Consider the following 13,103-nt stretch of genomic DNA (forward strand, 5'->3'; position numbering starts at 1 on the left):
GCATCAGCCGACTGCAAACGACAGCATGTGGCCCTGATGCGGCGGCACCCGCCCCGCCAGCGTGTCGCGATAGATTTTCTCGACGGCGACAGGGCCGCGGCTCTCGGCAATCTCGAGCGACTGTTCCAGCAACGGCAAAAATCCCGACCACGCGGCGTTGAAGCGTGTATCGATGCCGCCCGGCCCCCATTCCCTGGCGCGCTTGCGGATCTGGTCCGGCGCAAAGAACCACGAGGGTTGGGCACCGGGAAGCTCCGCATCCTCCCCCTCATCCTGATGGGTAAGCCCGACGCGCCCGCTATAAACGAGTTTGCCGCCGACGTGCCTATGCAGCCGGCCGCGCAGATCGGCATTGCCCGCCATATCGACGAAGGCCACCGGATGATCGGCGGGCAGCGTATCGATGCGGTCGTAGAGCACGACGTCGTCGTAGCAGTCGAGCGACCGCACGAAATCGGCATTCCCCGCCGAGGTGAGGCCGATCACGCGGATCGGTTTGCGCTTGCTATGCAGCAAATGCGCGAGACCGAAGGCGGTCTTGCTGGAGGCACTGGATAGAATGACGGTACGTGCACCGAAGAAGGCCTCCTCGGCGAGAAAATCATCGACCAGGAACGAGAGCATGAAGAGCGGTCGCAGCAGCGCCTGATAGTCGCCATTGCGCCCGGCAAAGGCCGGGTCATCCGTCACCCGCGCATAGGCATTGTAGACCGGCGCCACGCCTTGCCGGTGCGCCGCGCCATCGCGCAGACCGCGCTTGCTGACATCCGTAGCCTCGATCACCAGATGCGAGGCCATCGGGAAATAGCCGAACAACCGCTCACCTGCGGCGATCTGCGGATGCATCGAGGCAATCACTCTGCCGAAACCCCAGACCGGAATATTGCCGAATCCGTCAGGCGCCTTGAACAACTGCCAGTACTTCATGATGTCACCCAGCATCGCGTAAGTGATGTTGTTTGCGGTGAAAGCAAAACGCTCGACCTCGACCAGCAGGCAGCCGTCGGATAGTTCGTCCAGTCGCGGCAGCGACATCTGCACCAGCGCCGTTCCTTGAAAATCGTTCTTCACGACATTGAATTGGGTGCATGTGCTCATCGTTCGAACTCCGCAGCTTTTGCTGCTGCGATCATTCCCGCCGCTAATGTCTGTTTTGCGACAGTGGAGTTGTTTAAAACAACGTTCGTTTCAAACGCGATTTAAGACAAGCCGTGTTATGCCGCCGCCTTGTTAAGTTGCGGGCTTGCCGATCACGCCTTCGCGCTTCTTGATGGCGTGATAGTAAGCCCACCACAGATGCGCAGCGGCACCACGCAGCGGGCGCCACGGTTCTGCCAGCGGTGCCATCTGCTTCACGGTCGGGCGTTCCTTGAGACCGAGTCCGACCTTGATGGATTCCTGAATGGCGACATCGCCCGCCGGCCATGCATCGCCATGGCCGAGACAAAACAGCAGATAGACGTCGGCCGTCCACGGACCGATGCCGTGCAATGCGATCAGCGTGTTATGCGCAGCATCGGCGTCTTCCTCGGCGAGCACATCGAGGTTCAACCGCTCCTCGACGAGTTCGCGCGCCAGCGCTTTCAGCGTCTTGATCTTCGCCGCCGACAGGCCAAGCCGACCCAGGCGATCGGTGCGCGCCTTGCGGATGGCGTGATGATCGAACGGCGAGAAAGCACCGGAGACGCGGCCCCAGATCGCCGAGGCCGATGCCACCGAGACCTGCTGCCCGCAGATGATCTGAGCCAGTCCTTCAAAGCCCGGGGCTCGCTGGCGCAGCGCCGGCATCCCTGCCATGGCCAGGATCGGCTGCAGGCGCGGATCGCGCTTCACCAACTCCATAATGGCGTCGTCGAGCACGGACTGATCGGTGAGATGAACGGTCATAATTCCCAAGGATCACCACGGCGTGACTGCAAGATCAATGCTGGCAATGAATACGCTGCGGCAATAGCGCACCATGCAACCTGGAACCAAAGCCCCGGATGTCGCGTTGTTTGCGTTCAATGGAGGCTACCGCCATGCGGACGTTTTTTGGAATGATCCTGGGTGCGCTGATCCTGGGCATCGGCGTTTACATTTACGATTCGATGTCGACATCGTCTGTGGCGAACGGCCAGACGGCGCAGGAGCGACGAACCATCGTCAACTGGGACGTGGCCGCCAATGAATGGGAAGCGCTAAAAACGCGCACCAAGCAGGATTGGGCCAAACTGACCTCGCAAGTGAAGTCGTAAGACGACACATCGCCAACAAAAAGGCCCGCTGAAGCCGGCCAAAAGCGCCCTCGCTCATGAGCGAGGGCGCTTTTCCGTCTTGAATGTGCCGGCTTTACTTCTTCGCAGCCGCGGCTTTGCGCGCATCGGCGATCGCGAGAACAAACTGTTCTTTGGTGATCGGGCCGGGAATGCGGAACTTGCCGACGATGAAGGACGGCGTGCCATTGAAGCCGAAAGCCGTTGCCTGCTCATCGATCTGCTTCAGCTTGGCGACGATCGCATCCTGATTTTTCTGCAGATCGGCGACGGCGCGATCCACGTCGATGCCGGCCTTTGCGAGCCGGTCACGAGCAATCGCTTCGGTCAGTTTGGTATCGAGGCTGATCAGGGCGTCCTGCGCCTCGATGAACTTGTTCTGGTATCTGGCAGCGAGCACGAGACGGGCCGCATAGACGGATACCGGCCCCAGGATCGGCCAATCCTTCGACACCAGGCGAACCTTGCCGTCTTCCTTCACCAAGGCGCGCAGATCGGGCGCGATCTTGCGGCAATAGGGACACTGATAATCGAAAAATTCGACAATGGTAATGTCACCCTTCGGATTGCCCGCAGCTGGGATATCCGGATCGCGCAGCACCGCGGCTTCGTTCAACACATCCTGATCCTTGGTAGCTCCGGCCGCCGCGAGCACCTTGCCGGATGCACCGAGCAGCATGGCACCGCCGAAAAGCCCGAGCGCAGCGCGGCGCGTCGTGGCGGTCTTCGAGCTATCGCGGGTTGCGGCGGTCATGATGTTCTCCGAAGACGCATCATGCGCCAGCGCTCAGGTAATGTAGATGTTGCGGGCCAACATATAGAGCGCCACAACGATAATGATAGACGCAAAAACGGTATTCAACGCGCCGCGCCGCAGCGACAGATGCTGCGCCAGACTGGTTCCCACCAGTCCACCGAGCAACCCGCCGAGAATGAACACCAGCGCGAGTTTCCAGGAGATCAGCCCGGACCAGGCATAGCTCGATGCCGTGGTGAGACCGAAGGCGGTGACCGCCACCAGCGACGACGAGATCGCACTCATGATCGACATGCCCGTGGCCGCCATCAGCGCCGGCACGATCAGAAAGCCACCACCAATCCCGAAGAAACCGGACAGCGCACCGGTGACAAGACCCAGCGCAAGCAGCGAAGGCGTGTTCGACATGCTGATCTCGACGCGGTGCTCGCCGACATGGGCCCGCGTCTTCAGCATCAGCACGGCAATCACCAGCATCAGGACCGCGAACAGCGCCAGCAGATTCTGCCCGTCCACCCGCTTGCCGAGGATGGAACCTCCGAGCGCACCGGCGATTCCTGCGGCGGCAAACACCAGCGCGCAGGACCAGTGCACATTGCCGCCACGCGCATGATTGCCGAGATTGACCGCCGCATTGGCCGCGACCGCAATGGCGCTGGTGCCGATGGCGACATGCGGCTCAGGCACACCGACGACATAGACCATCAGCGGCACAGCGAGAATCGAGCCGCCGCCACCAACCAGGCCGAGCGAGAAGCCGACCAGTGCGCCCGAAGCCAGGCCGAGCGCCCCTTGCATCACAGTAATCATGAACGGCCGATTCTCGTTGACGACGACACGACCATAATGGCCTTTTTGGCCCGGCTCCATGCAGTCAGCATCACAAATCCACTTGCCGGGAAAACGCTGTCGTGACCATCAGCGCACCAGAAGGGTGACGGCGAGCGGCACCAGCAGGGAGGTCACCAGCGCATTCAGGCTCATGGCAATGCCGGCAAAGACGCCGGCCACGGCATCCACCTGAAATGCCCGGGCAGTCCCGATGCCGTGCGACGCCAACCCGACAGCAAAGCCGCGCGCGCGATAATCGGTGATGCCCATGCGGTTCATCATCGGCGTGACGATGATCGCGCCCATGATGCCGGTCAGCACCACCGCCACCGCGGTCAGCGATGCGTCAGCGCCGAGCGACTCGCTGATGCCCATAGCGACGCCGGCGGTGACCGACTTCGGCGCCAGCGACAACACGACATTTTGCGGCAGGCCGAAGGCCTTTGCCAGCAACACGACCGAGACGATCGCCGTGGCACAGCCGACCACCAGCGCAGCCAGCATCGGCACGATCGCTGCCGCCACGATCTTGCGATTCTCATAGAGTGGTACGGCCAGCGCCACCGTCGCCGGACCGAGCAGGAAGTGCACGAATTGCGCACCGCTGAAATAGGTCGTGTAGGACGTCCCGGTCAGCAGCAGGAACACGGCGATGATCCACATCGAGTGGAACACCGGATTGGCGAACGGATGCCGGCCGGTCGCCAGCGACAGCGCATCCGCCGTCGCATAGACCAGCAGCGTCACGGTCAGCCACAGCAGCGGCTGCTGCGAGAGATAGACCCAGAGTGAGAATGGATTGGCGGTCATGACACGCTGCGCCCGCGCGTCATGACCCGGCTGATGATGAGGAATGTCACCACCGTCACCAGCAGCGTGATCACAACCGAGATCGCCAGAACGCCGACGATGGCGGTGCCATGCTCGGCCAGCAGATCGAGCTTCTGCACCACGCCGACACCGGCGGGAATGAACATCAGCGACAGATGCGCGAGCAGGCCCTTGGCGGCATTTTCCACGCCGCCGCCCTGCAGCGGCCCTTGCGCGAACAGCACGGCGCGGTCCCGCAGCAACAGCAGAACGAGCAACAACAACATGCCCAGCACCGGACCGGGCACCGGCCATGCAAAGGCACGGACGGCAATCTCGCCGGCAAGCTGGCACAGCAGGATCAGGGACAGACTGGCAATCATGGGGACTCCGCGGGTGACGGATTGTTATCGCCCGCGAAGCAAGTGATGTCGATCAACCCCAGCGCGCGGCTGACGCGATCAGGCGGCGCCCTTCAGCTTCTTGGTGCATTCGCTGTAGTAGCCGCCGCCTTTTTCAATCCACTTCATGCCACCGTTGGCATTGCCGGCCTTGTTGGCATTGTACTGATCCACGCAGGTGTGCATCCGTGCCTTGCCCGCCGTTTCCTTGGCGTATTTCGGATCGACCGCCGACGGGAAGGTGGCAGGGCCTGCCGGAGCGGCGGCTGTCGTGGCAGCCGGCTTGGGGGCTACGGCAGGTTTGGGAGCCGCCGCCGGTTTAGCCTCGGCAGCCTTCGGCGCGGCAGTTGCTGCAGGTGCAGCGGCGGGCGTCGTCGCAGCGGCATCCGTCCCGCATTCAGCTTTGCGGAAGTCATTCCATTTCTGGCCGTTCAGCGTGCCGGCGGTCTTGGCCGCCTGATATTTTGCACTGCATTCGGTCGCGGTGAGTGCATGAGCCGGACCGAAGGCAAGCAGAGCAAAACTGGATACTGCAATCGCGCAGGCGAATTTGACAGGCATCGTCATGGCGTTCTCTCCCTTTGCTACACTAAGTAAAAGCAGACGACGGCATCCTATCGCGACCGCTGCACGTAGCAACGGGACCGCAGCTCCCTGCGAAAAATTATCGTGATCACACCATCAGATATATTTCAACTCATTCACCTCCCGTTCAGCCCGGGGCGCCCACGCTGATTTCCCGTTCAATCCGAGGTGCTGCCATGATCCGATTTGCTTCCAGCCTAGCCACCGCTGCCGTCGCCTCCTTCCTGCTGGTCGGCGCGGCCACTGCACAGACACCTGCGCCGACGGCCACCAAGACTGCGCCTGCGAAAGCGGCCCCAGCCGACAAGATGGCGCCTGCGGACAAGACCGCGGAAAAGCCCCGCACGGCGGCGTCGCTTGAATGTTCGAAACAGGCCGACGCCAAGGGTCTGCATGGCACCGAGCGCCGCAAATTCCGCTCGGACTGCAAAAAGGGCACGAAGGCGAACTAACCAGCCCGGACTGCCTGTCTCTCGCCCGGAAAGCGAGGGACAGGTAGACCACACCGCATTTGTCGGCAGGTGCGGACTTTGCCATAAAGCTGGCTCCTTCAGCTTCCCGTGCAAATGGCCATCGCCCTTCCCAGCTCCCTGCAAATTCGCACGACCCTTGAGACGCTCGTCATCGGCACGATCGGCGGCGCGCTATTCTATTTGGCGGAATTGCCGGGCGGACTGATCTCCGGTGCGATGATCGCGGTCGCCGCCTACGGCATCTTCGGCCGCCCGGTCGGCCTGCCGCAGCCGATGGCCCATGTCATCCTGATGACACTCGGTCTGTCGCTTGGCTCGATGGTGTCGCCGGAGATGGTGCACAATCTCAGCGCCTATCCAGTGACCATCGGGCTGCTGGCGCTGGCCACGTTCTGCGCCACCTTCGGCAGCAGCATCTATCTGCAGCGTGTGCATGGCTGGGACCGCACCTCGGCCCTGCTGGCGGGCAGCCCCGGCGCGCTGTCGCAGATCATCATGCTGGCCACCGAGCGCAACGCCGACGTGCCGGGCATCGCGGTCGTGCAGATTTTTCGCGTCATCATCCTCACCGGCATGGTCCCCTTGTTACTCGCCGCTACGGGCCTGATGGCCCACGGCCCGCTGCCGTCGCGTGGGCCGGAAGCCTCGCCGCTGGCGCTCGCCGAACTCGCCGCTGCGGCCGTCGCGGTCTCGCTGTTCATGCGCTGGATCAAATTTCCGGCAAGCTGGATGTTCGGCGCAATGATGGCGTCATCGGTGCTGCACGGCACCGGCTGGGTCCACGGCACGCTGCCGCAATGGGCCTATATCACCGCGCTCGTCGGCATCGGCAGCCTGATCGGTTCGCGCTTCGGCAAGATCTCGCCGCGCACCATTCTCAGCCATGTCTGGGCCGCGCTCGGCTCGTTCACGGTGGCCATCGCGATCTCGGCGGTGTTCGTGACGATCATCGCGCTGACCACCACCGTGAAGCTGAGCGATGTCGTCGTCGCCTTCGCGCCCGGTGCCATGGACGCGATGCTTGCGCTCGCACTGACGCTGCATATCGATCCGGTATTCGTCGGCGCGCATCATCTGTCGCGCTTCATCTATGTGTCGATCGTCACGCCCGGCATCGTGCATCTGTTCGGCAAGGCACAGGACGACATCGACGACTGAGCATGATCCCGAAAAGTGGATACCGGTTTTCGGACAAGATCATGCTCAACGAGAAATGCTAGGGGCCGATTTACCGGACCCTAGCGGCGCGCGGTCCGGCCGGCGCCCCATATTGCGATCGCGGCCATCGCCAGCGAGATCAACACGTTGTAGCCGGCCAGCGACAGGCCGAGGAAACGCCACTGCACCTCGTCGCAGCGGATCACCTTCACGGTGTCGAGACGCTCCAGCAGGCTGCCGGCCTTGCCGAGATCGACCACCGGACCGGAACAGTCAGTCGGCCCCTGCCAGAATTTCCATTCGACGCCGGCGTGATAGCCGCCGAGTACTGCATTGGCGAGCGCCGCCAGCGCCAGCAGCATCAGTCCAGTAACGACCAGACCGCGCGGCGCGTCCTTCGCGGCGGCAATCGCCACCAGCACCGCCAGTGGGATCGTGAGATAATAGGCATAGCGCTGCTCGAGGCAGAGCGGACATGGCCGGATATCCAGCACGAGCTGGAAGAACCAGGCCCCCGCCAATGTGGCCATAGCGATCAGGCCAACCGCAAGGGCGGCGACCAGTGCCGGGTTCGACGAAACATGCACGGGCGCGGATGTCGGGGCGGTCTGGGCAGTCACGATGCTCTCCGGAGTGGCTGTTGGGTCCTATCCCGTGGCACACCACCCTGTCGAGACAGCCCGGATCACACTGGAGTGTGCGCGACGGCCAACTTGGCAAAACCGCAGGTTGACCCACCCGGAGCGCCCGCTATATTCCGCCCGCTTCGCGACCCTTGGCTTCGGCCGGCGCCCGAATGCCCCTGTGGCGGAATTGGTAGACGCGCTCGACTCAAAATCGAGTTCCGCAAGGAGTGCTGGTTCGATTCCGGCCAGGGGCACCATTCGGGCATTCGGCCTCGCCCGCCAACGTTCGCTTTCCCCTATAATTTCAGGTCCGATTCGCATTTCGCGCCTACCGCCGTAGTATCGCGATTTTGGGGGGATCGAACCCATGCCGGCCAAGAACGATACCTATCGTCGGCACCTGAAACCGGGCGAAAAAGACGACAAGCGCTCTAACAATTGTAAGGACTCCAACGGCGAGAGCTGGCAGCGCGACGACCAACGTCAATGCGAGCGCCGTTTGTGAGAAAAACCTTGTGCAGATGAGCGGGCGCCGGCTTCCAATTCATCTGACCGACGCCTGTCAGAGGTCAATTATGAAGACGACTCAATGACGTAAGCATTCGCGGTTTTATTCTGAATGGCGCGCCCGAAAGGATTCGAACCTCTGACCCCGTGATTCGTAGTCACGTGCTCTATCCAGCTGAGCTACGGGCGCGTGCCACGATGTGGAGCAGGGAAAGACCCAAACCACCAACATCGGATGCGTTTCGGAAACCCCGAAGCAGGGCTTGCGAAAGCGGGCCATAGCTACCGGGTCGGACCCGGCTTGGCAAGCGCCCTGAGTCGCTTATTTCACTCCCGTGACATGCCAGAAAAAGACTGCTCAGGCCCGGGCACGCTCGGTGCGGATACTGTGCAGCTCCACCGGCCGGTCCGGAAGGCTGATGCGGAAGGTGGCGCCCAAAGTGCCTTCCACCAGATTAATGTCGCCGTCATGGGCACGGACCAGTTCGGCTGCGATTGCCAGGCCCAGCCCGCTACCGCCGGGGCGAGATGAGCCTTGAAATGCCTCGAACAGGTGGTCGCGCGCACGTTGCGGGACGCCGGGGCCCGTGTCGGACACTTCGAGAATGGTGACAGCACCCTCGCGCCGGCCAGTGATGCGAATCTGCTGCGGGGCGCCATCACTCTGCGGCTGCCCCTCCAGCGCCTGGGCCGCATTGCGGACCAGATTGAGCAAAATGCGAAACAACTGGTCGGGATCGGCGTCAATCGTCAGCCCGCGCTCGATAGCGTTGACCCAGCCGATCGACGCGTCGGTCGCAAGTCCCGCCGATTCGCGGACTTCATTGACCACCGGTTCGACCAGCATCATTTTGCGATCGGGAGCAGCTTCCTGCGCGCGGCCATAAGAGAGCGTTGACTGGCAGAAGGCGATAGCGCGCTCCAGCGAGCGCATCAGCTTCGGGGCGAAGCGCTGCACGCGCGGATCTGGCACACTGGCGAGCTGATCCGACAGCAATTGCGATGACGCAAGCAGGTTGCGCAGGTCGTGATTGATCTTCGAGACCGCGAGGCCGAGTGCGGCAAGACGACTCTTCTGATGCAGCATCGAAACGAGATCGCGCTGCATGTCGGACAACTCACGCTCCGCCACGCCGATTTCGTCGGCACGCTGGCTCGGCACGATGATCCGCGCCGAACTCTCGGGGTTTTCATGGAAAGCGACGAGATTGGCCGTCAAATTCCGCATCGGCCGCACGAACAGATAATGCAGCGCCAGATAGACCAGCCCCGCCGAGAGAATCGCCAGTCCCAGCGACACCCATAAAAGATTGCTTGAGAAACGATACATCGCCTGCTGCAGCGGCAATTCATCGACCACTACTTCAATGAATTGCGCCCCGCCAGGCGCCGGCCCGATGATCCGCATCGTCTGATCGCCGCTCTCCAGCATGACTTCGAATGCATCGACAATCGCCGACCATACGGTGATCGACCTCATATCGATGTCATGGTCGATCTGCGCCGGCAGATCGGCACTGGCGAGCAGACGGCGCTGCTGGCCCATCTTGATGGCCACCGCACGGGCGCCGATACTGCTCAGGATTTGTCGCGACAGCGATTCCGGCACCATGCCGAGCGGCGCGGCGTCCAGTACCAGCGCTGCCGTATTGGCGGCGGCCAGCCTGTCATTCAGTCGGTTAATCCTGAAATTGGCGATCGACGGGACATAAATGAGAACTTCGGCAATCAGCACCAGTGGGATGGTGAGCAGCAAAAGCTTACCCGACAGCCCCAGCCGTCGCATGGGGCCGAGCCTGAATGCGGGCTCGATGGGCTTTTCGCCGGCCGAAGACACAATATTAGCCTCTGATCTTACGGTCTGACGCTGAACTATCGGGAGATACGCGTCCAACGACGATTTGTTACGGTGAATTTTGTCTCCATCTCTTAAATCCGTCCGCCAAGCGAACGCACTCAAGCCATAGAGCAATTTCAGAACCGCCAACAACCTGAAAACACCGAACAAATGAGATTAATCCCATTGTTCCAGGAATTTAGCAGACCAGAACACCGCTACAGGCCAACATTGACGAAATCAGGACGCTCCCGTATAAGCCCGCCAACTGTCCGCGATGGCCCGATCTTGGATCGGGCGCGGCTCATCTTTGGGCCGGAAATGGCTCATTGAGTCAACATCTTAGGACTTACCTCAAATTACTCGGCGAATTGCCCGGTCAGCGGAGAACGACCCGTGAAGCGGACTTATCAACCCAGCAAATTGGTGCGCAAGCGCCGTCACGGCTTCCGCGCTCGCTTGGCGACCGTGGGCGGCCGCAAGGTTCTGGCTGCGCGCCGCGCACGTGGCCGCAAGCGCCTCAGCGCCTGATCGGATCTCTCTCGAGAGTTCATCATGGACCGGTTACGGCAGCGGGCGGACTTTCTCGCCGCTGCCAATGGGCCGCGGGTGAACAGCCCTGCCTTTGTGATGCAGACCCGGCGGCGTGACGATGACGGCCCGATCCGGGTCGGCTTCACCGTGACCAAAAAAAACGGAACCGCCACCGAGCGGAACCGGATCCGACGCAGGCTTCGCGAACTGGTGAAGCGCGTCGATGTCTTATCCATGCGACCCCACAGCGATTATGTGCTAGTCGGCCGTCGTGTCGCGCTCCAACGCGACTTCACGACCATGCTCGACGATCTCCGCTCGGCGCTGCACCGCCTCGATCGGCAATCCGCTAAGATGCAATCTTCTAAAACTGACGTGACCTGACGCTTCCAGCCTGCCACAAGCGCGCAGCTGGCCGCGAGAGCCGCACCCGCATTTGAATGACGAGACCTGAACGATGATCGATAATCGCAACACCATCATTGCCGTCATTCTGTCCGGCTTGGTGCTGATCGGCTGGCAATATTTTTACAACATTCCGCAGATGGAGAAGCAGCGCGCACAGACCGCGACGCAGACCCAGCTCGCCAATCCGACCGCACAGCCAAACGCCACGCCCGGCAGCACGACGCCGACCGCGAATTCCACCGCCGCAGGAGGCGCACCGGCGAATGTAGCTCCGGCCAATGCTCCGATCGTCAGCCGCGATAGCGCCATCGCAGCCTCGCAGCGCGTCAAGATCGACACCCCGCGCATCTCCGGCAGCATCGCGCTGAAGGGCGCGCGCATCGACGATATCTCGCTGACCAAGTTCCGCGACACCGTGGATCCGAAGTCGCCGGCGATCGTGTTGTTCTCCCCCTCGGGCACTGCCGCACCTTATTATGCCGAGTTCGGCTGGGTCGCTGCGGCTGGCTCGAATACCAAGATTCCCGACCAGAACACCCAGTGGCAGCAGGAAGGCGCGAACGCCCTGACGCCGACCACACCTGTCGTTCTGAAGTACAACAACGGCGACGGCCTGACCTTCACCCGCACGATCTCGATCGACGACCGCTACCTGTTCTCGGTCAAGGACGACGTCAGCAATATCGGCAATGCACCGGTGACGCTGTATCCGTTCGCGCTGATCTCGCGCCACGGCACGCCGCATGTCGAAGGCTATTACATCCTGCATGAAGGCCTCGTCGGCTATCTCGGCGACCAGGGCCTGCAGGAATACGGATACAAGAAGATCGACGACGCCAAGGAGGTGAACTTCAAGGTCACCAATGGCTGGCTCGGCATTACCGACAAATACTGGGCTTCGGCGCTGCTGCCTGACACCAATGCGCAGCTGCAGGCACGGTTCTCGTCGAAACTCACAGGCGCCCTGCGAACCTACCAGACCGACTATCTGCAGGATGCGCAGACCATCGCAATCGGCGGCACCGGCACGGCCAATGCCCGCTTGTTCGCCGGTGCCAAGGAAGCCGCGACCGTCGGCATCAACTTCCCGCTGGCCGTCGGCCTCGGCGGCTACAATCAGGCGCTCGGCCTCAACCACTTCGACCTTCTGATCGACTGGGGCTGGTTCTACTTCATCACCAAGCCGATGTTCCTGGCGCTCGACTGGTTCTTCCACCTGTTCGGCAATTTCGGCATCGCCATCCTGCTCGTCACCGTGCTGGTGAAGATCATCTTCTTCCCGCTGGCCTCGAAGTCCTACGCCTCGATGGCGAAGATGAAGGCCGTGCAGCCGCAGCTGGCGGCGCTCAAGGAGCGCTTCCCTGACGACAAGATGAAGCAGCAGCAGGAGATGATGGAGATCTACAAGAAGGAGAAGATCAACCCGATCGCCGGTTGTCTTCCCGTCATGTTGCAGATCCCGGTGTTCTTCTCACTCTACAAGGTTCTGTTCGTCACCATCGAAATGCGCCACGCGCCGTTCTTCGGCTGGATCAAGGATCTGTCGGCACATGATCCGACCAACCTGTTCAACCTGTTTGGCCTGATCCCCGTCGATCCGACCACGATTCCGGTGTTCGGCCACTATCTCGCGCTCGGCATCTGGCCGATCATCATGGGCATCACGATGTGGTTCCAGATGAAGCTCAATCCGACGCCGCCGGATCCGACGCAGAAGATGATCTTCGACTGGATGCCGCTGATCTTCACCTTCATGCTCGCCGGCTTCCCCGCAGGCCTCGTGATCTACTGGGCATGGAACAACACCCTCTCGGTGCTGCAGCAGGCCTACATCATGAATCGCAACGGCGTGAAGGTCGAACTGTTCGACAACGTGAAGTCGACCTTCGCGAAGAAGAAGACCACCTGATCAAACCAAATG

The 13,103-nt window shown here is 61.7% G+C and carries 16 protein-coding genes and 2 tRNA genes; 8 read left to right on the top strand and 10 right to left on the bottom strand.

Annotated elements, in window-relative coordinates; genetic code table 11:
• Window positions 1–3: 3 nt before the first annotated feature.
• Window positions 4–1,098, bottom strand: a complete 1,095-nt coding sequence (locus CIW50_RS23360) for a DUF2855 family protein (RefSeq protein WP_149533575.1) — start codon at window positions 1,096–1,098, stop codon at window positions 4–6.
• Between the two features lie 132 nt (window positions 1,099–1,230).
• Window positions 1,231–1,887: a DNA-3-methyladenine glycosylase family protein gene (locus tag CIW50_RS23365; protein WP_172980438.1), complete on the bottom strand. Its 657-nt coding sequence runs from the start codon at window positions 1,885–1,887 to the stop codon at window positions 1,231–1,233.
• 134 nt (window positions 1,888–2,021) lie between these two features.
• Here CIW50_RS23365 and CIW50_RS23370 point away from each other — a divergent pair, with 134 nt between their 5' ends.
• Window positions 2,022–2,237 carry a hypothetical protein gene (locus CIW50_RS23370; protein ID WP_068730379.1) on the top strand — a complete coding sequence of 72 codons (216 nt, stop codon included), beginning with the start codon at window positions 2,022–2,024 and terminating at the stop codon, window positions 2,235–2,237.
• A 94-nt stretch (window positions 2,238–2,331) separates the two neighbouring features.
• Here CIW50_RS23370 and CIW50_RS23375 read toward each other — a convergent pair whose 3' ends face one another.
• From CIW50_RS23375 to CIW50_RS23395, 5 genes are all read right to left on the bottom strand, one after another.
• On the bottom strand, window positions 2,332–3,009 hold the full coding sequence (locus tag CIW50_RS23375) for a DsbA family protein (protein WP_149533576.1): 678 nt from the start codon (window positions 3,007–3,009) through the stop codon (window positions 2,332–2,334).
• Window positions 3,010–3,042: 33 nt separating this feature from the next.
• Window positions 3,043–3,822: a sulfite exporter TauE/SafE family protein gene (locus CIW50_RS23380; RefSeq protein WP_149533577.1), complete on the bottom strand. Its 780-nt coding sequence runs from the start codon at window positions 3,820–3,822 to the stop codon at window positions 3,043–3,045.
• A 108-nt stretch (window positions 3,823–3,930) separates the two neighbouring features.
• Window positions 3,931–4,653 carry an LrgB family protein gene (locus tag CIW50_RS23385; RefSeq protein WP_149533578.1) on the bottom strand — a complete coding sequence of 241 codons (723 nt, stop codon included), beginning with the start codon at window positions 4,651–4,653 and terminating at the stop codon, window positions 3,931–3,933.
• Window positions 4,650–5,036: a CidA/LrgA family protein gene (locus tag CIW50_RS23390; RefSeq protein WP_149533579.1), complete on the bottom strand. Its 387-nt coding sequence runs from the start codon at window positions 5,034–5,036 to the stop codon at window positions 4,650–4,652. Before CIW50_RS23390 ends, CIW50_RS23385 begins: the two co-directional genes overlap by 4 nt.
• 78 nt (window positions 5,037–5,114) lie before the next feature.
• Window positions 5,115–5,621: a hypothetical protein gene (locus CIW50_RS23395; RefSeq protein WP_149533580.1), complete on the bottom strand. Its 507-nt coding sequence runs from the start codon at window positions 5,619–5,621 to the stop codon at window positions 5,115–5,117.
• A gap of 194 nt (window positions 5,622–5,815) precedes the next feature.
• On the opposite strand from CIW50_RS23395, the gene CIW50_RS23400 reads away from it, so the two are divergent.
• Both CIW50_RS23400 and CIW50_RS23405 read left to right on the top strand, forming a co-directional pair.
• On the top strand, window positions 5,816–6,091 hold the full coding sequence (locus CIW50_RS23400; protein WP_149533581.1) for a PsiF family protein: 276 nt from the start codon (window positions 5,816–5,818) through the stop codon (window positions 6,089–6,091).
• 114 nt (window positions 6,092–6,205) lie between these two features.
• Window positions 6,206–7,270, top strand: coding sequence for an AbrB family transcriptional regulator (locus CIW50_RS23405; RefSeq protein ID WP_149533582.1), 1,065 nt, complete (start codon window positions 6,206–6,208; stop codon window positions 7,268–7,270).
• A gap of 80 nt (window positions 7,271–7,350) precedes the next feature.
• On the opposite strand, the gene CIW50_RS23410 is transcribed toward CIW50_RS23405, so the two are convergent.
• The gene (locus CIW50_RS23410) at window positions 7,351–7,890 is read right to left on the bottom strand and encodes a disulfide bond formation protein B (protein ID WP_502707532.1); all 540 of its coding nucleotides are present in this window, start codon (window positions 7,888–7,890) and stop codon (window positions 7,351–7,353) included.
• 178 nt (window positions 7,891–8,068) lie between these two features.
• Between CIW50_RS23410 and CIW50_RS23415 the strand changes: the two genes are divergently transcribed.
• Window positions 8,069–8,153: transfer RNA gene (locus CIW50_RS23415), tRNA-Leu, on the top strand.
• Window positions 8,154–8,263: 110 nt separating this feature from the next.
• Window positions 8,264–8,401, top strand: a complete 138-nt coding sequence (locus CIW50_RS29195; RefSeq protein WP_172980439.1) for a hypothetical protein — start codon at window positions 8,264–8,266, stop codon at window positions 8,399–8,401.
• Between the two features lie 115 nt (window positions 8,402–8,516).
• Here the strand turns inward: CIW50_RS29195 and CIW50_RS23420 are convergent.
• Both CIW50_RS23420 and CIW50_RS23425 read right to left on the bottom strand, forming a co-directional pair.
• Window positions 8,517–8,593 (bottom strand) — tRNA-Arg (locus CIW50_RS23420).
• 168 nt (window positions 8,594–8,761) lie between these two features.
• On the bottom strand, window positions 8,762–10,189 hold the full coding sequence (locus tag CIW50_RS23425; protein ID WP_149533583.1) for an ATP-binding protein: 1,428 nt from the start codon (window positions 10,187–10,189) through the stop codon (window positions 8,762–8,764).
• A 447-nt stretch (window positions 10,190–10,636) separates the two neighbouring features.
• Here CIW50_RS23425 and rpmH point away from each other — a divergent pair, with 447 nt between their 5' ends.
• The 3 genes from rpmH to yidC all read left to right on the top strand — a co-directional run bounded on the left by rpmH (window position 10,637) and on the right by yidC (window position 13,091).
• Window positions 10,637–10,771 (top strand): 50S ribosomal protein L34, encoded by a 135-nt coding sequence (rpmH, locus tag CIW50_RS23430; RefSeq protein ID WP_011471298.1) that lies wholly within the window; start codon window positions 10,637–10,639, stop codon window positions 10,769–10,771.
• Between the two features lie 24 nt (window positions 10,772–10,795).
• Window positions 10,796–11,158 (top strand): ribonuclease P protein component, encoded by a 363-nt coding sequence (rnpA, locus tag CIW50_RS23435; RefSeq protein WP_149533584.1) that lies wholly within the window; start codon window positions 10,796–10,798, stop codon window positions 11,156–11,158.
• Between the two features lie 73 nt (window positions 11,159–11,231).
• Complete coding sequence (yidC, locus tag CIW50_RS23440) at window positions 11,232–13,091, top strand: membrane protein insertase YidC (protein ID WP_149533585.1); 1,860 nt, start codon at window positions 11,232–11,234, stop codon at window positions 13,089–13,091.
• Window positions 13,092–13,103 lie beyond the last annotated feature (12 nt).

Source organism: Tardiphaga sp. P9-11 (assembly GCF_008329525.1).
Classification (GTDB): domain Bacteria; phylum Pseudomonadota; class Alphaproteobacteria; order Rhizobiales; family Xanthobacteraceae; genus Tardiphaga.

What these genes read in the sequence shown, in the direction of transcription:
- CIW50_RS23360 (WP_149533575.1), bottom strand. Translation starts at nt 1,098, where the DNA reads ATGAGCACATGCACCCAATTCAATGTCGTGAAGAACGATTTTCAAGGA.
- CIW50_RS23365 (WP_172980438.1), bottom strand. Translation starts at nt 1,887, where the DNA reads ATGACCGTTCATCTCACCGATCAGTCCGTGCTCGACGACGCCATTATG.
- CIW50_RS23370 (WP_068730379.1), top strand. Translation starts at nt 2,022, where the DNA reads ATGCGGACGTTTTTTGGAATGATCCTGGGTGCGCTGATCCTGGGCATC.
- CIW50_RS23375 (WP_149533576.1), bottom strand. Translation starts at nt 3,009, where the DNA reads ATGACCGCCGCAACCCGCGATAGCTCGAAGACCGCCACGACGCGCCGC.
- CIW50_RS23380 (WP_149533577.1), bottom strand. Translation starts at nt 3,822, where the DNA reads ATGATTACTGTGATGCAAGGGGCGCTCGGCCTGGCTTCGGGCGCACTG.
- CIW50_RS23385 (WP_149533578.1), bottom strand. Translation starts at nt 4,653, where the DNA reads ATGACCGCCAATCCATTCTCACTCTGGGTCTATCTCTCGCAGCAGCCG.
- CIW50_RS23390 (WP_149533579.1), bottom strand. Translation starts at nt 5,036, where the DNA reads ATGATTGCCAGTCTGTCCCTGATCCTGCTGTGCCAGCTTGCCGGCGAG.
- CIW50_RS23395 (WP_149533580.1), bottom strand. Translation starts at nt 5,621, where the DNA reads ATGACGATGCCTGTCAAATTCGCCTGCGCGATTGCAGTATCCAGTTTT.
- CIW50_RS23400 (WP_149533581.1), top strand. Translation starts at nt 5,816, where the DNA reads ATGATCCGATTTGCTTCCAGCCTAGCCACCGCTGCCGTCGCCTCCTTC.
- CIW50_RS23405 (WP_149533582.1), top strand. Translation starts at nt 6,206, where the DNA reads ATGGCCATCGCCCTTCCCAGCTCCCTGCAAATTCGCACGACCCTTGAG.
- CIW50_RS29195 (WP_172980439.1), top strand. Translation starts at nt 8,264, where the DNA reads ATGCCGGCCAAGAACGATACCTATCGTCGGCACCTGAAACCGGGCGAA.
- CIW50_RS23425 (WP_149533583.1), bottom strand. Translation starts at nt 10,189, where the DNA reads ATGCGACGGCTGGGGCTGTCGGGTAAGCTTTTGCTGCTCACCATCCCA.
- rnpA (WP_149533584.1), top strand. Translation starts at nt 10,796, where the DNA reads ATGGACCGGTTACGGCAGCGGGCGGACTTTCTCGCCGCTGCCAATGGG.
- yidC (WP_149533585.1), top strand. Translation starts at nt 11,232, where the DNA reads ATGATCGATAATCGCAACACCATCATTGCCGTCATTCTGTCCGGCTTG.